General features: G+C 71.8%; 17 protein-coding genes. 11 read left to right on the forward strand and 6 right to left on the reverse strand.

Features of this window, described 5'->3' with window-relative positions:
- Positions 1-28 precede the first annotated feature (28 nt).
- The 3 genes from KRR26_RS12860 to KRR26_RS12870 are packed head-to-tail and all read right to left on the reverse strand — an operon-like array spanning position 29 to position 5,256.
- Positions 29-940 carry a PhnD/SsuA/transferrin family substrate-binding protein gene (locus tag KRR26_RS12860; RefSeq protein WP_120208855.1) on the reverse strand — a complete coding sequence of 304 codons (912 nt, stop codon included), beginning with the start codon at positions 938-940 and terminating at the stop codon, positions 29-31.
- Positions 937-3,444, reverse strand: coding sequence for a tetratricopeptide repeat protein (locus KRR26_RS12865; protein ID WP_217079949.1), 2,508 nt, complete (start codon positions 3,442-3,444; stop codon positions 937-939). The genes KRR26_RS12860 and KRR26_RS12865 overlap by 4 nt, the downstream gene beginning before the upstream one ends.
- Positions 3,445-3,462: 18 nt before the next feature.
- Positions 3,463-5,256 (reverse strand): PP2C family protein-serine/threonine phosphatase, encoded by a 1,794-nt coding sequence (locus KRR26_RS12870; RefSeq protein WP_407931715.1) that lies wholly within the window; start codon positions 5,254-5,256, stop codon positions 3,463-3,465.
- A 136-nt stretch (positions 5,257-5,392) separates the two neighbouring features.
- Here KRR26_RS12870 and KRR26_RS12875 point away from each other — a divergent pair, with 136 nt between their 5' ends.
- The 5 genes from KRR26_RS12875 (at position 5,393) to KRR26_RS12895 (ending at position 10,749) form a co-directional block, all read left to right on the forward strand.
- Positions 5,393-6,556, forward strand: a complete 1,164-nt coding sequence (locus KRR26_RS12875) for a metalloprotease (protein WP_120208850.1) — start codon at positions 5,393-5,395, stop codon at positions 6,554-6,556.
- A gap of 131 nt (positions 6,557-6,687) precedes the next feature.
- Positions 6,688-7,695 (forward strand): thiamine pyrophosphate-dependent dehydrogenase E1 component subunit alpha, encoded by a 1,008-nt coding sequence (locus KRR26_RS12880; RefSeq protein WP_120208966.1) that lies wholly within the window; start codon positions 6,688-6,690, stop codon positions 7,693-7,695.
- Positions 7,696-7,697: 2 nt separating this feature from the next.
- Complete coding sequence (locus tag KRR26_RS12885; protein WP_120208849.1) at positions 7,698-8,753, forward strand: alpha-ketoacid dehydrogenase subunit beta; 1,056 nt, start codon at positions 7,698-7,700, stop codon at positions 8,751-8,753.
- 81 nt (positions 8,754-8,834) lie between these two features.
- Positions 8,835-9,326 (forward strand): GNAT family N-acetyltransferase, encoded by a 492-nt coding sequence (locus KRR26_RS12890; protein ID WP_120208847.1) that lies wholly within the window; start codon positions 8,835-8,837, stop codon positions 9,324-9,326.
- A gap of 115 nt (positions 9,327-9,441) precedes the next feature.
- Positions 9,442-10,749: an acetamidase/formamidase family protein gene (locus KRR26_RS12895; protein WP_120208965.1), complete on the forward strand. Its 1,308-nt coding sequence runs from the start codon at positions 9,442-9,444 to the stop codon at positions 10,747-10,749.
- Positions 10,750-10,806: 57 nt separating this feature from the next.
- Here the strand turns inward: KRR26_RS12895 and KRR26_RS12900 are convergent, their stop codons facing one another.
- Positions 10,807-11,172 carry a TIGR02266 family protein gene (locus tag KRR26_RS12900; protein ID WP_120208846.1) on the reverse strand — a complete coding sequence of 122 codons (366 nt, stop codon included), beginning with the start codon at positions 11,170-11,172 and terminating at the stop codon, positions 10,807-10,809.
- 125 nt (positions 11,173-11,297) lie between these two features.
- Here KRR26_RS12900 and KRR26_RS12905 point away from each other — a divergent pair, with 125 nt between their 5' ends.
- Both KRR26_RS12905 and KRR26_RS12910 read left to right on the forward strand, forming a co-directional pair.
- Entirely contained in the window at positions 11,298-12,188 is an 891-nt protein-coding gene (locus tag KRR26_RS12905; RefSeq protein ID WP_217079950.1) for a hypothetical protein, read from the forward strand.
- A 190-nt stretch (positions 12,189-12,378) separates the two neighbouring features.
- Positions 12,379-13,638, forward strand: coding sequence for an SGNH/GDSL hydrolase family protein (locus KRR26_RS12910; protein ID WP_217079951.1), 1,260 nt, complete (start codon positions 12,379-12,381; stop codon positions 13,636-13,638).
- A 3-nt stretch (positions 13,639-13,641) separates the two neighbouring features.
- Here the strand turns inward: KRR26_RS12910 and KRR26_RS12915 are convergent, their stop codons facing one another.
- Positions 13,642-14,352: a hypothetical protein gene (locus tag KRR26_RS12915; RefSeq protein WP_217079952.1), complete on the reverse strand. Its 711-nt coding sequence runs from the start codon at positions 14,350-14,352 to the stop codon at positions 13,642-13,644.
- 23 nt (positions 14,353-14,375) lie between these two features.
- A complete protein-coding gene (locus KRR26_RS12920; protein WP_120208839.1) occupies positions 14,376-17,045 on the reverse strand; it encodes a phosphoenolpyruvate carboxylase in 2,670 nt (889 codons plus the stop codon).
- A gap of 248 nt (positions 17,046-17,293) precedes the next feature.
- On the opposite strand from KRR26_RS12920, the gene KRR26_RS12925 reads away from it, so the two are divergent.
- From KRR26_RS12925 to KRR26_RS12940, 4 genes are all read left to right on the forward strand, one after another.
- Positions 17,294-19,642, forward strand: a complete 2,349-nt coding sequence (locus KRR26_RS12925) for an immune inhibitor A domain-containing protein (RefSeq protein WP_217079953.1) — start codon at positions 17,294-17,296, stop codon at positions 19,640-19,642.
- A 109-nt stretch (positions 19,643-19,751) separates the two neighbouring features.
- Entirely contained in the window at positions 19,752-20,414 is a 663-nt protein-coding gene (locus KRR26_RS12930; protein WP_217079954.1) for a hypothetical protein, read from the forward strand.
- A 197-nt stretch (positions 20,415-20,611) separates the two neighbouring features.
- Positions 20,612-21,376, forward strand: a complete 765-nt coding sequence (locus tag KRR26_RS12935) for an endonuclease I family protein (protein ID WP_120208834.1) — start codon at positions 20,612-20,614, stop codon at positions 21,374-21,376.
- Positions 21,377-21,390: 14 nt separating this feature from the next.
- Positions 21,391-22,038, forward strand: a complete 648-nt coding sequence (locus tag KRR26_RS12940) for a hypothetical protein (protein ID WP_217079955.1) — start codon at positions 21,391-21,393, stop codon at positions 22,036-22,038.

Here is a 22,038-nt window from a genome sequence, read left to right on the forward strand (position 1 = left end):
GCGCTCCGAGCCCTCTGGACGCAGGGCGTCAGTCATCGGGCTGATCCGCGGAGACGGCGAGGTCCTGGGTGAAGGGCGGGAGCGCGGGACCCAGCTCGTCGGACTTCACGAGCACCGGGGCACTCACGCGCACCTCGGGGGCCTCCGCGAACACGGGCTGACGCCGGGGCGGGCCCTGCGCCACGAGCTTGCGGAAGTCGTCGAACTCCTTGCCCTGGATGGCGAGGAACGCATCGAAGGGGGCCACCGCGCCCACGCGCCCCAGCGCGCCGCGCAGCGCCTCCGCGCCGCCCTTCAAGTCCACCAGCACCGCGCCGGGCACCCGGCCACTGCGGAACAGGACGCGCATGTCCTTGGAGACGTGGGACACGGGCACGAGCGCGGCCTCGGCGCCCTTGGCCTCCAGCATCTTCAGGGCGGACTCGACGTTGGGCACCGGCACCAGCTTGAAGTGCTTCTGCGCGTCCAGGTCGCCGCCGAGGACGACGTGGGTGACGAACTTCGGATCCGCCGGGCCCGCGCCCTTCACCAGCGCGAGGCGCTTGCCGGCCAGCTCCTTCACGGTCCCCTTCTGGAGCGCCACGATGGCCCAGCGCTGCTGCGTCTCACCCGAGCGGGAGGCATAGGCGACGGGCACCGCGCGCGCGCCCAGCTGCGCGGCGGCCCACGCGTCCACCACCGCGAACTCCAGCAGGCCCTCGCTCACCGCGCGGGCGAAGTCCTCGTAGCGACCGAAGCTCTTGGCCGCCACGGGCCGCCCGAGCTCGGCCTCCAACTTCGAGGCGAGCGCCTCCGCGTACTGGAAGCGCTCCTGGCCATCCGCGAGCGTGGTGGCCAGGAAGACGCCCAACGTGGACTTCTTCGGAGCGGCGAACGCGGGGGTCGCCAGCGTGCCGAGGATGAGCGCGCCCAACAGGGCGACGATGCGATGGGCCTTCATGGGGTCTCCTCCGCGGCGGCCTCGGCCGGCGCACCGCTCGCGGACTCCGTCAGGCCGTACAGGCCCTGGAGCCGCTCCTTCCACTCGCGCACCTGAGCGGCGCGAGCACCCTGCCCCGAGGCCAGATAGCGGCGCCACGCGTCCACGGCCTCGGCCGGCTCGTGGCGGCGCTCCTGCGCGTCGATGCCCAGGTTGAGCGAGGCCGTGGCCACGGTGGGCTCCAGCCGCTTCCACACGGTGAGCGCCTCGGCGGCGCGGCCCTTGCGCCAGTCGACGCACGCCAGGTTGTGCTGCACGAACGCATCCTCGGGCTCGGTGGCGAGCGCCGCGCGCAGGGCCTTCTCCGCGCCCTTCATGTTGCCCGTGCCGTACGCGAGCGAGGCCTCGCGGCGCAGCAGCGCGCCGGTGAGCGAGGCCACCCACTTGGGCTGCCCGGGCATGGGCTTCTTCGCCGCCCCCGGCAGCAGCTTGCGCGCGGCGGGCACCTTGCCCTGGCGATAGAGCACCCACGCCTCCGCCAGGGGCCGCGTGTTGGGCCAGGCCCAGCGCTGCGCCGGAACCAGGGCGCGCTTCAAGCCCGCGCTGGCGTCCGCGTAGCGTCCCTCCTCGGCGCGGGCGAGGGCCCGGGCGAACTGCGCGAGCTTCGCGAGGTCCGCGCGCTTGCCTGTGCCCACCCGATCCACCGCGTCCAGGTCGCGGTTCGCGCTCGCCGCGTCCCCCGCTTCCAGCCGGCTCAGCGCCCGGCGGACCAGCACGCGCGGGAGGTTGGCCTCGGCCACCTGGGACGCGGCCTTGGACGGGCCCACCGCGGACAGCCGCTGCACGGCCGCGTCCACCTGGCCCAGCTCCACCTCGGCGAGCGCCGCGCCCACCGAGGCCTCGGCCTGCTCATCCGGCTCCTCGGTGGCCTTGCCCGCCTGGGTGAAGGCATCGAGCGAGGCCTGCGCGTCCTGCGCCCCCAGCCGCGCGTAGCCGAGCAGCAGGTGGTCGCGCCACGTCGCGCCGGGGAGCGCCACGCCCGCCTCCAGCGTCTTGCGCGCGTCCGCGTACTGGCGCGCGTCGAGCTGCGCCGCGCCCAGCCGCCGCGCCGTCGCGGTCGAGCGGTCCAGGTCGAACGCGCGCTTCAGGTCGCGCACGGCGTCATCCAGCCGCGACGCCTCCGCGCGGTCTCGCGCCCGGTGCGCCAGCGCGCGCGCCAGCCACAGCTTGGCGCCCGCGTGGTCCGGCTCCAGTTGGAGCGCGTTCGCGTAGTCATCGATGCACTGGTCCCACTGCCCGGTGGCGAAGTGGTCCGCGCCCAAGAGCACCCAACCCAGGGCCCGTCGCGGCACCATCTCCACCACGCGCCGATGCACCTCCACCGCGCGCTGGAATCGGCCCGCGCGCCGGTTGACCGAGCCGAGCGTGGACCACAGCTCCAGGCTGTTGCCGCCCGCCTGCACCGCGGCCTCCAGGAACCGGATGGCCTCCTCGTGGCGGCCCTGCGCCTGGAGCGACTTGCCCACGGCGATCTGCCCCACCACCAGTCCCGGCTGGAGCGTCAGCACCTGACGGAACTCGGTCTCCGCTTGCGCCGGCTGCTTCTGCGCGAGCCGCACGTCTCCCAACAGCAGGTGCGCCGCGGACGTGTTGCCCAACTTCACGAGCGCCTGGGCCTGGGCCTCGGCGCGCGGCACGTCCCCCGCCGCCAGGTACAGCCGCCCCAGCCGCTCCTTGGGCTCCGGCGCGGTCGGGAACTTCGGCGCCAGCCGCTCCAAGAGCGCGGTGGACTCCGGCATCCGGCCCTCCAGCTCCAGCACCGAGGCCAACCCCAGTTGCAGCGAGACCGCCTCGGGGCGTCCGGCCTGGGCCTTCTCGAAGGAGGCCCGCGCCTGCGCCGCGTCCCGCCGCAGCAGGTGCGCGCGGCCCAGGAGCTCCTGCACCTGGAAGTCGTTGGCCGCGAGCTTCTCCGGACGCAGCGCCAGGTAGCGCTGGAGCCGCGTCACGGCGCGCTCTCCGTCCTGCGCGTAGAGGTAGTAGCTGGCCAGGTAGTAGTGGACGATGAGCTGCTCGGGCTGGTCGGCGGCGGCCACCTTCTCCAGCACCGGCACGGCCTCGGGGAAGCGCCGCAGCTTGAAGTACGCCGCGCCGAGCGGATACGCGAGCGACAGCTCCTCCGGGTGCGCCGCGTACACCGGCTGCACCCGGTCCACCGTGCGCTGGAAGTCCTGCAGCGCGTTGGCCGCGTCGCCCACACCCGCCGCGGCGGCCACCGACTGAGGCTCGGTCGCGAGCGCCTGCTCATAGAGCTGGAGCGCCTTGCGGAACTTCTCCTCGGCGCCCTTCTTGTCACCCGAGGCGCTGGCGGCGTTGGCGGACACCTGGGCGGACTCGCCCTGGCGCACCAACCGCTGAGACTCGGACATGGGCGGCTCGCGGTACTGCGCGAGCGCGGGAGGCGCGGCCAGCGCGGCCAGGAGCACGAGCGCGGCGGCGGGGCGCGAAGACGAGGAACGTGGGCGCATGCGGTTCGTCACGGCGGGTCAGGTGGCGGGGCTGAACTCGGCGACGACGACGGTGATGTCGTCGCGCTGCGGCTGTCCGGCGCTGTAGGCCCGCACATCCGCGAGCAGGGCGTCGCGCAGCGCCTCGATGGAGAGGTGCGCGTGGGCCTGCACCGCGGCGGCGAGCCGCTGGGTGCCATAGAGGCGGTTGGCGCCGTCGCGCGCCTCGGTGAGGCCGTCCGTGAACCAGACGGCGATGTCCCCGGGCCGAAGCTGCGCCTGGCGCGAGGTGAACTGGGACGCCACGTTGGCGCCCAGGAGCGGGCCGCGCGCGGGCAGCGACGCGACCTGCCCGCTGTGGCGGTTGTAGACCACGGGGCTCGGGTGGCCGCCGGCCGCGTAGTCGATGACGCCGCTGCGCGTGTCGATGACGGCCAGGGCGCTGGACATCTGGTGCTCGCCCCGGCCCACGTTGGCCAGGGTGACGTTGAGCGCGGTGATGAGCATCTGCGCGTTGACTTGCGAGGGCTCGCGCAGCGTCATGGCGGAGGCGAACCCGCTCGTCGCGCTCGTCGCCACCAGCGAGGTGGACAGGCCGTGGCCCGTGACGTCGCCCACGCCAATCACCACGCGGACCTCGTCCAGCGCGGCGCGGAACCACCAATCCCCTCCGCACGCGTCCGCGGGCACCACCAGTCCGGCGATGCGCACCGCGCCCACCTGCACCGCGTCGCGGCCCGGCAGCAGCGTCTCCTGCACCGTGCGCGCGAGCGACACCTCGCGCTCCAGCTGCGCCTTGGCGCGCACGTCATCCAAGAGCACCTTGATGCGCTCGGCCATGTGGTTGAACACCACGCCGAGCGTGGTCACCTCGCGGCCCGCGCCCCGGGACGTCCCCGCGCGGGCGCTCAGGTCTCCGGCGGCCAGTTGCATGACGCGGCGGGTGAGCACGCCCAGCGGCCGGGTGATGCGGCGGCTCTGCACCGCCACCAGCACGCCCGCGAGCAGCACGAAGCCCAGGCCCAGCCCCAGCATGCGCACGGTGTTGGCGCGCACCGTGGCGCGCTTGCTCTCCTCCAGGGACTGGAGCTGCTTCTGGAGCTGCTCCAGCGAATAGCTGATGACGACCACGCCCTTGCCGCTCTGCGAGCCGTAGTCGAGCGGCTCCTGGAACTCGAAGACGGGCTGGCCCTGGAAGAAGGCGCTGGCCCAACGGCGCTCGGTGGAGCGCCCCGCCGAGGCGGTGCCCAGCTTCGCGTCCGCGTCGCTGTCCGCCACGAGCAGGCCGTCCGCGTCGAACATCTGCACGCGGAGGATGTTGCGGTTGTCCGCGATGATGGAGCGCGCCACCTCGGTGAGGAAGGCGTAGTTGTTGTCGCGCAGGCTGGTGGCGGACGTGAGCGCCAGGGTGTGGCTCACCGTCTGGCCCAACTCGCGGGCCTGCTCCTGGAGGCGCTGGGTGAAGCGGCTGGAGGTCTCCTCGAACTGCGCCTGCGTGGACACCGCGGACAGCCCCGCGAGCAGCCCCACGATGAGCACCACCAACGCGCCGGTGGTGAGGAGCAGGAGCTGATCCAACCGGAGCCCCTTGATGGCCGCCACGTTGGGCAGCTCACCCGCCTCCAGGGGCGCGAGCAGCGTGCCCGTCGCCTCCTGGGCGAGCCCCACGCTGCCCGTCAGGCGGGTGGCCGTGGCGTCCCCGCGCGTGGCGGTGATTTCACGCGAGTGCGTGCCGGTGTGGCCCGGAATCTCGACGGACGTGGGCACCGGCGCGGTGCCGGAAACGTCGTCGGACTCCGACTCGGAGTAAGGGTGCGGATTCGGTCTGGACACGGCGCACCTGGGAGAGCCGCGCGGGCGCGGGAGGCGGGCAAGGAAGCGCCGGGACTCTAGCGCACTTCGCGCGCGACGCGAGGGGCTGTGGCGCACGAAGCAAGGACCTGCCGCGTGCGACTACCATGGGTCCTGAATGCCGCCCCATTTCCGCGTGCTCGGGTTCCCCGTCCGCGTCCACTTCCTCTTCGCGCTCACGGCCCTCGGCCTCGGGTGGGCCCTGGGTGAGTCCGGCCTCTTCCTCGCGAGCTGGCTCGCCATCGCCTTCGTCGGGGTGCTCGCGCACGAGCTGGGGCACGCCCTCGCCCTGCGGCGCCTGGGCCACGCGGCCCGCATCGCGCTGCACGGGTTGGGAGGGACGACCACGGCCGGGAACACAGGCCGGCTGACGCACTTGCGGGCGGCCTGGGTGGGGCTCGCGGGGCCGATGATGGGGCTCGCGCTGGGCGGCCTGGTCTGGGGGCTGACGCGCGTGTGGCCGCCGGCGCCGGGCGGCACCGCCCACCACGTGGCGTGGCAGGTCCTCGCGGTCTTCTTCGGCTGGAGCGCCATCAACCTGCTGCCCCTGTGGCCCCTGGACGGCACGGACATCCTGGCCGAGTTCGTGGCGGAGCACGCGGGCGCACCCCGCCCGCGGGCCGTGGCGCTCGTGGGCGTCCTGGTGGCGGTGGGGCTCTGCGTCCTCGCGGTGGTGAAGGCCCTGAACGGGCTCGCCCTGTTGACGGTCCTCGCGGCGGTGGTGCATCTGGCTCGATTCTTCCAGCGGTGGCGCATGCCCGAGCCCGCGTGGACGGGCCCCACCGCGGGCTTGGAGCCGACCGTCCGCCGCGCCGGGTTCCGTCCTGCGCATCCACCCGAGCGCAAGGCCCCGGAGGCGGACGCGCTGAGCGCCCTGCTCGGCAGCCTGCCGGGGGCTCGCGTGACCGGGCGCGGGCAACGCGATGCGGCGCGCGCGCTCACGCGGCCGGACGACGGGCCCGAGCCGCCCCCCGACGCGGGCTTCGTGGGCGGCCTGCTGCTGGAAGGCGGGTTGGCCACGCTGGCGGTACGTCCCTTGCGCGAGGCGTTCACGCGGGCACCCTCGCCCCGCGGCGCCCAGGCGCTGGTGTCGGCGCTGCTCGCCTCCGGAGGACTCGCCGAGGTGGAGACGCTCCTGCGAGGCGCCCACGTCGCGCACCTGACGGACGCGACGCTCGAGGAGATCGTCCGCCATGCGGACTCCGTCGGCGCGTCCGAGCTGGCCCAGCGGGCCAGGGCCGTCGCCGCGGCTCGGACTCCTAAGAAGAATGAGACGCGCTGATTGCCGCGCCGCGCCACGGATGATGAACGCCCGACGCACGAGCATGCGGCCCTTCAGCGCGCTTGAGCGGACGGGCCGCGTTCGGGTTATAGGGGCATCCCATTTCAGCCTTCAGCCAGAGGATGTCGCGCGTGTCCCGACCCCGACTGATCAAAGAAGCCTCCGCGCCGCTCCCGCTCGAGCGGGAGCTGCTCATTCGCATCCATGACCTGATGGTCAAGGCACGCGTGCTCGAAGAGCGCCTCATCCAGATGTACAAGCAGGGCCACGGCTACTTCTGGATCGGCGGCCCCGGCGAGGAGGCGTTCAACGTCCCCCTCGGGTTGCTCATGAAGGTGGGCCAGGGTCCGGCCTACGACTTCCTGCACGCGCATTACCGTCAGTCCGCCACGCTGCTCGCCATGGGCGAGGAGCCCATCGGGGCGCTGCGGCAGATGAAGAACACGGCGTCGGACCCCTACTCCGGCGGCCGCAACTTCGCGGGCCACTTCTCCATCCGCGCCAAGAACGTGGTGCCGGTCTCCTCGCCCATCGAGGTGCAGTACGCGATGGCCCCGGGGACGGCGCTGGCCCAGAAGCGCCTGGGCGGCGACAGCATCACCATCGTCACTGGCGGAGACGCGGGCACGGCCGAGGGCGACTTCGCCTCCTGCCTGGTGTGGTGCAGCCGCCCCGCCGAGCCGCTGCCGGTGCTGATGATCGTCACCAACAACAAGTGGGGCATCTCCACGAGCGGAGCGGAGCAGCACGGCGAGCAGCGCGTGGCCGACCGCGGCCGGGCCTTTGGCATCCAGTGCAAGACCATCAACGGGAATGACCCGGTGGAGGCCTACCAGGAGCTGAAGGAGGCCATGGCCTACGTGCGCAAGGAGCGCCGGCCCTTCCTCCTGGAGGCCAACGTGTCGCGCCTCTACGGCCACTCGTCCGCGTCCGGCGCCAATCTGGTGACCGAGGAGGTGGACTGCCTCAAGCAGTTCGAGGCGCGCCTGGAGCAGGACGGCGTGCTCACGCGCCAGCAGATGGACGACACGCGCAACCGCTACGCCGAGGAGATGGCCGCGGCCGCGCGGCTGGTGCGCGACGAGCCGCTGCCCGCCCCCGAGACCATCTGGAACCACATCTACGCGGAGAAGAAATAACCATGGCCAACATGGCACAGGCCATCCGCATGGCCCTGCACTACGCCGAGGAGAACCTGGGCGTCACGGACATCTTCGGCGAGGACGTGGGCGCGCCCCTGGGCGGCGTCTTCACGTGCACGCAGGGCCTGAAGACGGCGTGGAACAGCCCGCTGGACGAGCGCGGCATCATCGGCATGGCCATGGGGTTGGCCATGGCGGGCTCGCGCCCCGTCGCGGAGATCCAGTTCTGCGACTACGTCTACAACACCATCGACCTGCTCAAGCTGGCGGGCAACACGTGCTGGGCGAGCAACGGCGACTGGAACATGCCCATGGTGGTGCGCACGCCGGTGGGCAGCGGCATCCGCGGGTCGATGTACCACTCGCACTCGTTCGACGCGACGATGACCCACATCCCGGGCTGGAAGATCGTCATGCCCTCCACGCCGCTGGACGCGTACGGGCTGCTCATCTCCGCGTGCCAGGAGCCCAACCCCGTCATGTTCCTGGAGCCCAAGGCGCTCTTGCGCGTGAAGGGCGAGGAGCGCATCCCGGGCGAGCCCGATGACGACCGCGCGCTGTCGAAGATGATCGACGCGCCGCTCGGGGACCGCAGCCAGTGGCGGCCGCAGTGGCCGAACCTGGAGGCGTTCGCCGTCCCCATCGGCAAGGGCAAGATTGTCCGTGAGGGCACGCAGCTCACCGTGGTGAGCTATGGCCGCACCCTGCCCCTGTGCGCGAAGGCCGCCGCCGCGCTCGCGGACGAGGGCATCAGCGCGGAGGTCATCGACCTGCGCTCGCTGTGGCCCTACGACTGGGAGATGATCCAGGCCTCCGTCCAGAAGACGGGCCGCGTGCTCTACGTCAACGAGGACACCGAGGTGACGAACTTCGGAGAGCACCTGGTGCGCCGCACCGTGGACGAGCTGTTCTACTCGCTGCTCGCGCCGCCCAAGCTGCTCGCGGGCAAGTTCATCCCGGGCATCGGTCTGGCGGACACGCTGGAGATGGCGTCGGTGCCGCAGCTCGGTGACATCACCGAGGCGATGCGCGCGCTCGCGGTGCAGCAGCCGTAAGCGCCGCACCTACACAATGATGTGCGGGCCGCCGTTCCTCTTTGGAGGTCCGGCGGCCCTGTCATTAGAATCCCAGGTCCCGTGTCCTCGCCCATCGTCCGCGCCACCCCTGTAGGTACCGAGGCCAACGCCTTCCGCATCCGCCGCGCTCGCCGGGGGGATGCCGAGGCCATGGCGCTGCTGCTTCGTGAGCTGGGCTATCCCCAGGGAACGGATCAACAGACGGTCCACTGGGTCATCAGCCATCCGGAGATTGAAATCTTCGTGGCCGGCGACGCGCAGGACCGCCCCGTGGGCATGGTGTCGTTCTCTCACCGCCCGCAGCTGCGGCTGCGCGGGCGCGTGGCCACGGTGGACGAGTTGGTGGTGTCCGAGCCCTGGCGTCGTCGGGGCGTGGGGCGGGCGCTGCTCGCGCAGGTGGTGGAGCGAGGCCGGGTGCTGAGCGTCAAGCAGCTCCAGCTCATCTCGCCGCTGGCCTCCACCCCGGAGACGCGCCAGTTCTACCAGGCCTGCGGGTTCAGCGAGATGGACTCGGGCATCTTCCGCCACGCCGAGACGGAGACGCGCCGCTAGTCAGCCGCCCGCGTGCCGGATCCGGGACGCACGCCGTACCACTCTCGGGAATCGCGGCCCCTCGCCGTGTTCAGCGGTTCCCGCGCGCCTGCGGGGTGGCACGATGCGCGCCACCATGCATCGACTCGTCACGGCGCTCCTCGTCTGTGGTGTCCCGTCCCTGGTGCTCGCGCAGGCTCCCTCGACGGAGCGCTGGGTCGTCACCACGGACCTCTGGGGCAACGCGCTCTACCAGGGGCTCACGTGGGAGCGCACGGGCAAGCGGCTCGGCGGCGAGCTCGATGGCGACGCGCTGGAAGGGGAACGCACCGGCAACGACGTGCGCTTCGTCGTCACGGACGCGCAGCACGCGCGCGCGACGTACACCGGCAAGGTGAGCGGCGACACGCTGCGCGGCACCGCGGACCTGCCCGACTCCAATCACCCGAACGTCCGCGTGAAGCACGCCTTCAGCGCGCGGCGGGTTCCCGAGCGCCCCGCCGGGCCTCCGCGCACGCACGACTTCAAGCCGACCACCTACTCCAACGAGTTCTCCGCGAGCCGCGAGCCCGTCCTCACCCTCTGGGCAGGTGACACGCTGCATACGACGACGCTCGACTCGGGCGGCGTGGACGAGCACGGCGTCACGCAGGCGCTGTTCGGCAATCCGCAAACCGGGCCGTTCTTCATCGGGGACGCGCGCCCGGGGGACACGCTCGTCATCCACCTCAAGCGCCTGAAGCTCAACCGCCGCTTCGCGGACAGCCTGGACACCGTCGTCGGGCGGGCGCTCACGCCAGCGCTGGCCGCCAAGGCGGCGGACCTGGGCAAGCCCGTGCGATGGAAGCTGGACCTGGAGCGCGGCGTGGCGAGCCCCGAGACACCCACGGAGCGCCTCAAGGCCTTCACGGTGCCGCTGCGCCCCATGCTCGGCGGGCTCGCGGTGGCGCCGGGCTTCGGGCTGCCCGCGTTCTCCACCGGAGACACCAGCCGCTTCGGCGGGAACATGGACTTCAACGAGGTGGTGGAGGGCAACACCGTCTACCTCCCCGTGTTCCAGCCCGGCGCGCTGCTCTACCTGGGCGATGGCCACGCCGCGCAGGGCGACGGCGAGACATCGCAGTACGCGCTGGAGACCTCGATGGAGGTCGAGCTGACCGTGGACGTCGTGCACGGCAAGGCCGCCTCGATGCCGCGGGTGGAGTCGCCCACGCACCTCATGGTGCTGGGACAGGCGGGCTCGCTGGATGATGCCTTGCGCGCGGCGACCAGCGGCCTGACGCAGTGGCTGGAGCAGGACTACGGGCTGACGCTCTCGGAGAGCGCGCAGGTGCTGGGCAGCAGCGCGCAGTACGTCGTGGCCAACCTGGCGGGTCGCAGCGTGGGCGTGGTCGCGAAGCTCGACAAGGCGCGGCTCGCGACCCTCAAGCCCGTGGCGAAGTAGGGGCGCGCGGGCCGCCAGGGGTGTCCCGTCCAGGCGAGGACGGGCCCCACCGAGCGCTCAGCGCTTGAAGGACTGCAGCACACGCGACAGCCGCGCGTGGTCCTCGTCGCTCAGGTCGGTGAAGCGCACGCCGATGGCCTCGGCCTCATCCCGCACCCACGCGATCACGCCGGTGAGGTTGAACTCCTCGCCACCAATCACCATCGCCAGCCGCACCTGCGCGCCCACGTCGTAGGCCTTGCGCGTGCGCAGGCACAGCCCTCCAGCCGACACGTTGAGCGAATAGGCACGCAGCGCGCGCGCGGCGTCCTGCATCTGTTCGAACCGCACCTCGAACCGAGCGGCCACCCGCTCATCCGTGCGTCGGTTCGCATACGGATTCGGCTCCCCCGCCGCGTCCGGTGCATCCGCCTTCGTAGTCATGCGCACCCGCTACCCCCACGGTTCAAGCGGCAAGTGTCCGCTGGTTCCCAGCCCCGGTTCAAGAGGCCCCGGCGAATGGATTTCGTCGTGTAAGTCCCATCGGACCTCCACGCCAGGAGTTCCGAATGCGTGTGCATGCCGTGTTGTCGGGTGGTGCCCTCCTCGTGGCGCTCTGGGTGGCCGCGTGCACGGGAGAGGTGGGAAGACGTCCACCGGTGGACTCGGGCCAGCCCTCGGGCCCCGGGCGCGACGCGGGCGATGGCGGCTCGCCCCTCCCCGACGGCGGACTGAACACGACCCCCTCGGATTTCACGTGCAACGTGGCCAAGCAGGAAGGTTGTGGGGCCGGAACGACCTGCCTCTTCGCGCAGCTCGCGGATGGTGGCACCGGCAGCCGCTGCTTCGCGGGCGCGTGCGACGCCGTCCGGCAGGACTGTCCGGCGGGGCAGCGGTGCACCTACGCGACGACGAGCGCCGGGGTGACGCAGCGCCAGTGCGTGGCGGAGGGCACAACGGACGAAGGCGGCGCGTGCACGATGTCACCGGACGTGTCCGGCCCCTCGTTCGACACGTGCAAGAAGGGCTTGTTCTGCAAGGACGAGGCGCTGACGGACGGCGGCACGGGCTTCTTCTGCCGCAAGCTGTGCGACGCCAACACCCAGTGCAGCGCGGGCACCGAATGCAACACCGTGCTGCGCCTGCAAGGCACCCTGGAGCTGCCGCTGTTGTGCGGCCCGCCCGCCAGGCCCTGCGATGCCCTGGGCCAGGACTGCGCCGCGCCCCTCGCCTGCTATCCGTCCACCCAGGGGCCCGTCTGCGCGAGCCGAGGCACGCTCTCTGAGGGCGCGGCCTGTGACTTCAGCAACCAGTGCGCCCCGGGCAGCACGTGTGTTCGCTCGGGAACGGAACTCCTGTGCCGCCCGCTGTGTCGTTTTCCCACCGGGAGTCCCGCGTGTGCCTCCGGCACCTGCCGTCCGGTGGACAACAATCCCAACGTGGGCGCGTGCGTTCCCTGACCTTCGCGCCTCGGCCTGGGAACACCGGCGACCTCGAGGGACAACGGGCTTCCCCGCGTGGGGAGCGCGGAGCCTCGCGCGCTCCCGTCTTCCGTCGGGAGGAGGAGACCTGAGTCGCTGGGCGGGGCCGCGCCGCGCCGCGCCGTCCTTGGCAGTCCGCGTGCAACGGGACGGGCCGGGAGGTGGCGACATGGCGTGGAGCGACAGGCTGCTGGGAGTCATGGGGACGCTCGGGCTGTTGGCGGCCTGCGGCCTGGGAGGCGACACCTCGCGCACGGAGTCCCTCGCGACGAGCCTCTCGTCGCGCACCGCGCAGGACGCGGCCCAGGCTCCGCTGGAGCCCACGCCCGTGTTGGACCTGCGCGATGACCGGCACACCACGCCTCGCCCACCGCCCGCCGCGAAGCCCACGTTCCAGCCAGGCTTCCATCAAGCCCTGCGCGGCTCCATCTCCACCGATGGACTGACAACGTTCCGCCTGCGCCTGCGCCTGGGGCGGGCGGGGGACCGCGTGCGCATCACGTTCCGCGCGGGCGACGGCGGACTCACGCTCCAGCGCGCCACCATCGCCCAGGCGGGCGATGACTCCGGCGCGCTCGCCTCGACGCCCGTCCCCATCGCCTTCCATGGCACGGCGGGCTTCTCCACCGAGGCGCGCACGCTGGTGACGTCGGACCCCGTCGCGTTCCCGGTGACGCTGTCCGACGAGGTGATCATCTCGTTCGAGGCCCAGGGCAACGTGGCCGCCAGCATCATTGACGCCTTCCCGGGCAGCTTCTCGCGCGCGGGAGCGTTCGCGATGACGCAGGGCCCGATGGGCGGCGCGCCGTGGGAGAAGGCCGTGGGCGTGGCCACGGTGGACGTGGAGGGCCCCCCCGGCCGCGCCTTCGTGGCCATTGGAGACAGCATCACGGAGGGCTACATGAGCAGCCACAGCGACACGCGCAAGGCGTGGCCGTCGCTGGTGGAGCAGCAGCTCGGCATCCCCGTGGTCAACTCGGGCGTCTCCGGCGAGGGCTTCTGGGACGCCCAGCTCAACCTCCAGCAAGAGGTGCTGTCGCTGGAGGGCGTCACGGACTGCATCGTGCTCTTGGGCACCAACGACTTGAGCAGCGGCCTGAGCGTGGGGGAGCTCGAGGACCGGATGACGCGCCTGCTCGACAGCCTGGAGCCCTTCTGTCGGCTCTGGGTGGGCACGCTGCTTCCCAAGGAGAAGACGCACTACGGCGACTATGGGCAGGTGAAGGCCCAGCGCCACGCCCTCAATGCGTGGATCCGCCAGCTCACGCGTGCGACCGTCATCGACCTGGAGGCCGTGATGCGGCAGCCGAGCAACCCGGACCTGTTCCTCCCCGGGCTCTCGGTCGATGGCATCCACCCGAGCGAACAAGGCCACCAGGTGATGGCCGCCGAGGTGGTCCGCGTGCTGCGCGCCAAGGGCGGCCTGTAGTCCTCAGCGCGCGCCAAGCACGCCGAACCGAGCGAGCACCCCCACCAGCGCGGGCGGCGCCAGCACCCAGTCCGTGCCCACGGCCAGCCAGCGCACGGGCGCACCGTGCGCCTCCAAGCGCGCGTTCACCGCCGCGAGCAGCGGCGCGAAGGTGGGTCCCGGGGCCTCCCTGGAAGCCCGAGGCGCCTCGACCTCGACCGCGTCGGGCGCCACGCGGAACGCCGCCTTCCCCGCCACCGGATGCACCGCCAGCTCCGGCAGATGCGGGCGTGTCGCCGCCACCAACCGCTCCAGCAGCCCGGCGTCTTCGTAGGGGTGGGTGCCGCCCCGGTCCAGGAAGGTGGGGAGCTGCGTCAGCAGCGCATCCTCCAGCGGGTGCTCGCGGCTGTCGCGCCAGTGGTGCTCGGCGAGCGCCACCGCCTCGAAGGGCAGGTGCAGCGACCAGCGCTCCAGCAGCGCGAGCAGCTCGCCCATCCGCTCCACCTCCGCGTAGGGAACCGGCGCCTTGTGCACCCACGCCACCTCGGAGACGGTCCGCCCGCGGCGCAGGCCCTGGACCCGGTCTCCCACGCGAAGCTGTTGCAGCGAGGGGCCCCCGGCCTCCGAGTCCGGATACAGCGCGGTGGGGAGCGCATCCCCGCCCTCCTCCGGCCGCAGCAGCGCGAAGCCGTGCTTCGCGTTCAGCTCCACCACCGTGAACGTCCCTGACGCCATCCCGTCGTCCACTTTCCCGAGCGCTAGCCCGTGTTCCGCATGCCCGCGGCGATGCCATTGAGGGTCAACAGCAGCGGGCGATCCACGTCCCCGCTCCCCTCGCGCTTGCGCCGCAGCAGCTCCACTTGCAGGAAGGACATGGGGTCCACGTAGGGATTTCGCAACGAAATGCTGCGCTGGAGCTGCGGCATGTTGTCGAGCAGCCGCGCCTCGCCGGTCAGCCGCTTCACCTGCCGCCGGGTGCGCATGTACTCGGCGCGGATGGCGCGCCACAGCGGACGCGTGGCCGAGGGCGCCAACGCCGCGTAGCGCGAGGCGATGGCCATGTCCGCCTTGGCCAGCACCATGGTCACGTTGTCGATGACGGAGCGGAAGAAGGGCCACTCCCGGTACATGCGCTGGGACAGGGCCGCGCCGCCGGGCCGCGCCGCCAGGGCCTCCAGCGCGGTGCCCACCCCGTACCAGCCCGGGAGGATGGCGCGCGACTGCGTCCACGCGAAGCTCCAGGGGATGGCGCGCAGCGTCTCCAGGCCCCCCGCCTTGCGCTTGCTCGGGCGCGAGCCGATGGGCAGCGCGGCGATCTCCTCCACGGGCGTGGCCGCCATGAAGAACGGGACGAAGCGCGGCTCGTCCCAGACCAGCGCCCGGTACGCGCGCCGCCCGTCCTCGGCCAGCGCATCGAACGCCGCGCGGTAGGTGGCCTCCTCCTCGGGCGGGGGCCGGGGCTGCGCATCGAGCGTGTGCAACAGCACGCCGCCCACCACCAACTCCAACGTGCGCCGCGCCAGCTCCGGCCGCGCGTACTTGTGGTCCATGGCCTCGCCCTGCTCCGTGGCCTTGTACGCTCCGGCCACCGTGCCGGGCGGCAGCGCGAGGATGGCCGTCTGAGCCGGTCCACCGCCGCGCGCCACGGTCTCGCCTCGGCCGTGGAACAGCCGCAGCGTCACGCCGTTCGCTCGCGCCACCTCGGTCAGCGCCACCTGCGCCCGGTACAGCGCGGCGCTCGCCGCCAGGAGCCCCACCTCCTTGCCCGAGTCGCTGTAGCCCACCATCACCTCCTGCACGCCTCGCGCGCGCAGGTGTCGGCGGTACACCGGGTTGGCGAAGAGCGCGCGCAGCACGTCCGGCCCCGCGTCCAGCGCCCCCAGCTGCTCGAACAGCGGGACCACGTCCACCGTGGCGCAGCCGCGCGCGTCGTCCCAGAGGCCCGCGCGGCGGGCGCACGCGAGCGCCGCCAGCACGTCCTCCGCGGTGCTGGCCATGCTGAGGATGAGCGTGCGGCACACCGCCTCGCTCCCCACCGCCTGCGCTTCCTTCAAGCGCTCCAGCACCGCCATCAAGCGCGCGCCCCCCTCGCTCGCGGGGGGGCCGCCCTCAGCGGCCCGCGTGGCGCTCACCGCGTCCTCGGCGGGCGCGCGGATCTCCAGCTCGGCCAGCCCCAGGCCCAGCGCGCGCACGCGCTCGTGCATGCGCCGCACCTCGCGCAGCCCCGCCTGGTCTCCCCGGGCCTCGGCCAGGGAGCGCTCCAGCACGCCCAGGTCCGCCATCAGCGCCTCGGGCGAGTGGTACGCCGCGTCCGGCAGCTTCGCGTCCACCCCCTGGCGCCGGGCTTCGACGAAGCGCAGGCCACGCAGGAGCCGCTCCTCCATGAAGCGCAGCTTGCGCCGCCAGGGTTCGCCCTCGGTCCGCGCGCCCTGGAGCTTCGCCACCTCGGGCAGCTCGCGCGCATCCTCCGCCAGGGAGCGCTCCAGTGCGTCACCCGGGGCCACGTGCCGCACCGACTGGGACAGCATGCCGCCCAGCCGCGCCACCTCGCGCAACAGCAGCCGCAGGCCCCGCGCGTGGTGCGCGCGCAGCGTGTCCGCGAACACCTCGGGCGTCACCAGCGGGTTGCCGTCCATGTCCCCGCCCACCCACGAGTGCACCCGCACGGGCGTGGCCACCGGCCCGAGCGGCTCGCCATAGGCGCGCTCGAAGGCCCACGCCAGCGACTCGGGCACGCAGCCCACCTCGTCCGCCAGCATCTCCTCCACGTACCAGAGGACGTTCTTCACCTCGTCACCCACCGTGGGCCGCTCGCGCCGCAGCTCGTCCGTCTGCCAGAGCGCGGTGATCTCCTCGCGCATGGCGGCCAGGTTCTCCGCGCGCTCTCGCGGCGTGAGGCGGCAGCGGTCTCGCTCTTCCAAGAGTTGCGCCAGGCGGTACAGCTTCTCCAGCAGCGTGCGGCGCACCGCCTGCGTCGGGTGGGCCGTGAGCGTCAGCGTCACCCGCATGCCGTCCAGCGCCTCGCGCACCCGCGCCGGAGGCACGCCCGCGCGCTTCAGCTCGCGCATCGTCGCCTCCAGTGAGCCGCGCTGAGGGCGCGTCACGCCCTCGCTGGCGTGGGCCCGCGCGCGGCGGATCCGGTGGTGCTGCTCCGCCAGATTGACGAGCTGGAAGTACACCGCGAACGCCCGCAGCACCGGCTCCGCCTGGGACAAGGGCAGCCGCTGGAGCACCTGCGCCAGCTCCGCCGCCGCCGCCCGGCGCCCCTCCATGGGCCCTCGCCGCCGCTGGATGGCCAGGTGCCGCACCCGCTCCTCCAACTCGAACAGCGCGGGCCCCTCCTGCTCCACGAGCACTTCGCCCAACAGCCGGCCCAACAGCCGGACATCACGCCGCAACGGGGGATCCACAGGTCGGATGCGCGCCATACCGCCGGGCACCGTACCCCCTTCCCTCGCGGCCTGTGTCGCCAAACACCCGCACCGACCACCGCTCGACGAAGCACCTCCTCCGACATTTCGCACATCGAAGTCATGTCGGACCTGACTGCTAATACGGCACTGTTTCACCTATGCCGTATTTCCAACACCTCATGTTTCGAATTAGAAACACGGATTACCCCCCGGACGGACATGGACATGAGGTCGCCTTCCCACCCACCGCAAGAGGAGCAGCAATGAGGAAGCCCAATCCGTGGCTCGCATGGAGCCTGATGACGCTGGCGGCGCCGGCGGCGCTGGCCGAGCAGCCCTGGTACGAGAAGCCGGAGATGGAGGCCGAGGCCCAGACGCAGCTTCGGCGCGCCTCCCCGGAAGTGTCGGATGACCTGCCGCACCCGCAGGGTGAGCGGCAGAAGGCCATGCGTCAGCGGGCCCTTCGCGAGCGGCTGCACGGTCAGGGCAACGGCAAGGTCCACAAGCTGGGCAAGGGCCAGTACGTGGAGCTGGGGCTCGAGCGCGAGGACAAGGTGTTCGTCATCCTCGTGGAGTTCGGCAACCAGGTGCACCCGGTCTACGGCAACCCCGCCACCAACCCGGGCGGTGACCTGCCCGGACCGCTGCACAATCAGATCGTCTCGCCGGACCGCACCAAGGACAACACGACCATCTGGCAGGCGGACTACAGCCGCGAGCACTTCGAGAACCTCTACTTCTCGACCACGCCCGGCTACGACTCGGTGGCCAACTACTACCGGGCGGCCTCCTCGGGTCGCTACACCATCAACGGCGTCGTGACGGACTGGGTGAAGGTCCCGTACAACGAGGCCCGCTACGGCCACGACCTGTGCGGTGGCAGCAACTGCTCCAGCGGCGTGTGGCCCCTCATCTCGGACGCCATCCACGTCTGGACGCAGAACCAGATCGCCGCGGGCAAGACGCCCGAGGAGATCTCCGCGTACCTGGCCACCTTCGACACGTGGGACCGGTACGACTACGACGGCGACGGCGACTTCAACGAGCCGGACGGCTACATCGACCACTTCCAGATCGTCCACGCCGGCATGGGTGAGGAAGTCGGCGGCGGCGCGCAGGGTGCCAACGCCGTGTGGAGCCACCGCTGGTTCGCGTACTCGAACCGCGCCAGCGCGGACGGCCCCGGCCCCGCGTACAACCAGAAGGGCGGCACGCGGTTCGCGCCGAACGTGGACTTCTGGGTGGGCGACTACACCATGCAGCCAGAGAACGGCGGCCTGGGCGTGTTCGCGCACGAGTACGGCCACGACCTGGGTCTGCCGGACCAGTACGACACGACGAACCTGGCGGACAACAGCACCGGCTTCTGGAGCATCATGTCCAGCGGCTCGTACCTGAACGACGGCACCACGGACATCGGCTCGCGCCCGGGTGACTTCTTCGCCTGGGACAAGCTACAGCTGGGCTGGCTGAACTACGACGAGGCGTTCGCGGGCAAGCGCTCGAACCACACCCTGGGCCCCGCGGAGTGGAACTCGCGCGCGGCGCAGGGCCTGCTGGTGCACCTGCCGCTCAAGCCCCGCCCCGAGCCCGTCGCCGCGCCCGTCACGGGCACGTACGCGTGGCAGGGCGGCCAGGGCAACAACCTGGACGTCGTGCTGGTGAAGACCGTCAAGCTGCCCAAGAAGCAGTCCGCGACGCTGTCGCTCCAGACGTGGTTCGACACGGAGGAGGACTGGGACTACGGCTATATCTCGTTGGCGGTGGATGACGGCGACTTCGTCAACCTGGCCTCGTCGGTGAGCAAGCAGACGAACCCCAACGGCAACAACCTGGGCAACGGCATGACGGGCGCATCCAATGGCTGGGTGCCGCTGAGCTTCGACCTCAGCGCCTACGCGGGCCACAGCGTCACCGTGAAGCTGCGCTACAAGACGGACCCCGCCTCGTTCGGCGCGGGCTTCCTCTTCGACGACGTGCGCGTCACCACCGACAAGAAGACGCTCTTCTTCGATGGCGCGGAGAGCGGCGCCGACGCGTGGGACCAGGCGACGTTCCGCCTCACGGACGGCCAGAGCACCTACTACGAGAACTACTACCTGGCCGAGTACCGGAGCTACCTCGGCTACGACAAGACGCTGCAGACCGGCCCGTACAACTACGGCTTCTCCGCGGACGGCCTGCCCAAGTGGGCCGAGCGCTATGCGTACAACGAGGGCCTGCTCGTCACGTACTGGGACACGTCCATGTCGGACAACAAGGTGTATGACCACCCGGGCGAGGGCCGCCTGCTGCCCGTCGACGCGCGCCCCATCCCGCTGCGCCGCGCCGATGGCCGCTACTGGTCCGGCCGCGTGCAGATCCACGACGCGACGTTCGGCGTTCAGCCCAGCCTCGGCCTGTCCATCAAGCCCAATGGCCAGCCGCGCGAGAACTACCCCTCGATGCCCGCCGAGCCCATCTTCAACGACCTGAACACCTTCTGGTACCCCGAGCAGCCGTACGCCGGAGTCAAGGTGCCCCACACCGGCACCATCATCGAGGTCGTCAAGGAGAAGCCGGCCGCGGACCTGATGAAGGTCCGCGTCTACCCGGCCTCCGAGCTGCACTAGCCCGCCGCGCCGACGGGCCGGGGCCGCGTCCTCCCTGACGCGGGCCCGGCCGTTGCAATCCACGGCTTCCGGGAGCGCCCGTCACGGTGCGCCCCCGGGAGCCGTGGCCATGAAGACGACACATCGTCTGCTTTTCACCCTCACGTGCGGCTGGCTGGCCGCGACCTCCGCGGTCGCTGAGCCCCTGTCCGCCACCCCCGAGGATCCCGACGAGGCCGAGGCCCGGCTGAGGGATGCGGACGCCCTGCCCTGCCCCCTCGCACCGGGCGGCCGGGTGTGGCTGGAGCAGATCGACGCCTGCGGCGCCTCCGCCTGTGAGGCGCTCACGCGCGCGCACGTCGGCGCGTGGACCTTCGAGGACTCAGGCCTCCAGGTGCGCTGCACGCCCGAGCGCGTGGAGCTCATCGCCCCGGCGTGGGAGCTGGCGCTCGCCCCCACCGCCACCGGGAGGCTGCGCGTGGACGACGAGGCCGCGGTGGAGCTGGCGCGCAGAGCGAGCACCGAACCGCTCGATGAAGCCGCCCGGCGGCACCTGGCCCGGTTGTATGAGGGGCTGCGCGTCGCGGATGGCGCGCCCCCTTACGCGCCCCGCACGCTCCGGGCCGGGCTCGCGCTGCTGCGCGCCGAGCTGGCCGTGGGACAGTGGGCCCAGGCCCGCGCGCTGCGTGAGGACCTGGAGGCCCAGGTGCCCGCCTCGGACATCGATGCCCGTGGCGAACTGTCCGCGCTCACCCCGCCCGCGCTCACGGAAACATCCGAGAGCCAGCTCTAGCAGGCTCGCCTCCGAGGTGAACGCGCGCCCCCCGCGGCGCGCGTCACTCCAGGCTCACCCGGGGTGCGCTCCCGCCCCCACCCCGGGTTGGAAACCGGGGGGGACGTGCCGCGCGGGTGACAAAACGCACATGGGACGCAACCCGCGCCACGCCGCGCCGAGAATGGGTCATCGCTCACCTTGCTGCGAGGCACCGCATGGCCATCCTCCCGTCCCGCTCCACGACCGCGCCCCGCGCCGCGACCCCCGCCGAGGCCCGCACGGCCCGGCCCTCGACGCAGGCCCCGGCGGCCGCCAAGAAGCCCCAGCGCCCGGTGGACGTGTTCACCCCGGCCGGCAAGGACCCGCGCTACGACGGGCTGAAGGACCAGGCCCTCATCCGCGCGCTGCACGACGCGGTCTCCAAGCACAAGGACCTCGGCTACAACCAGGCGCGCAAGGTCATCTTCACCGAGTTGGACAACCACGATGGCAAGGTGAAGTGCGTGTACACCGGCCGCGAGGTGACCACGAAGAAGATCCCCTCCAGCAGCGACATGAACGTGGAGCACACCTGGCCGCAGTCCAAGGGCGCCACGGGCGCGGCGAAGGCGGATCTGCACCACCTGTTCCCCACGGACAGCAAGGCGAACTCCATCCGGGGCAACTATCCGTTCGGCATCGTGAAGGACGTGAAGTGGAGCCAGAACGGCGCCAAGTTCGGCAAGGACGCCCAGGGCCGCACCGTCTTCGAGCCGCCCGATGAGCACAAGGGCAACGTCGCGCGCGCCCTCTTCTACTTCTCCACCGTCTACAGCAAGCACATCCCGCCCGAGGACGAGGCCATCCTCAAGCAGTGGAACAAGGCGGACGCGGTGGACGCGGCGGAGGTGAGCCGCAATGACGCCATCGAGAAGTACCAGCAGAACCGCAACCCGTTCGTCGACGACTCGACCCTGGCCGACCGCATCGCGGACTTCTAGAGTCCCGAGGTTTCATGTCCATGAACCTCGCGCCGCTGTGGGCGCTCATTCCTGGCCGCCCCGGCGTGCCGCTCGCCAAGGTGGGCGGCTTCCCCGAGCCCACGGGCCTGTTGAACTGGCCCGTGTGCGCGCAGTGCGGTGAGCCCCAGCAGTTCCTCTTCCAGCTCCCGCACACGCCCGGAAAGCTGGACCTGTCACCCTTCGGCAGCGTCCACGTCTTCCAGTGCCAGAACCCGGAGACGGTCTGCTTCCGCTGGGACGCGGACTCGGGCGCCAACGCCACCGTGGCGGTGCGCCCGGGTGCGCCTCGCGTGGAGGGCGCGCCCTCGAAGCGCGTCCCCCAGGCCGAGTGGCCGCTGAACTTCGCGCCCGCCCAGGAGGACACCGCCGCCCTGTCCGTGGATGTCAACGAGGCCACTGACGCGCAGTTGGAGGCCCTGGACCGCGCGCTGGACGCCGCGCCCGAGAGCAAGGTCGGCGGCGTGCCCGGCTGGCTCAACGGCGACGCGGCCCCCATGTGCTGCGAGGAGCCCATGCGCTTCGTCGCCCAGCTCTCGGCCATGCCGTTTGGCCTGGAGTTCGGTGACGCGGGCCGGGGCTACCTCTTCCGCTGCACGCAGGCTTGCGAGCAGCCCTTCCGCTTCCTGACCCAGGGCGCCTGA

It is taken from the genome of Citreicoccus inhibens (assembly GCF_019039035.1).
Lineage (GTDB): Bacteria > Myxococcota > Myxococcia > Myxococcales > Myxococcaceae > Citreicoccus > Citreicoccus inhibens.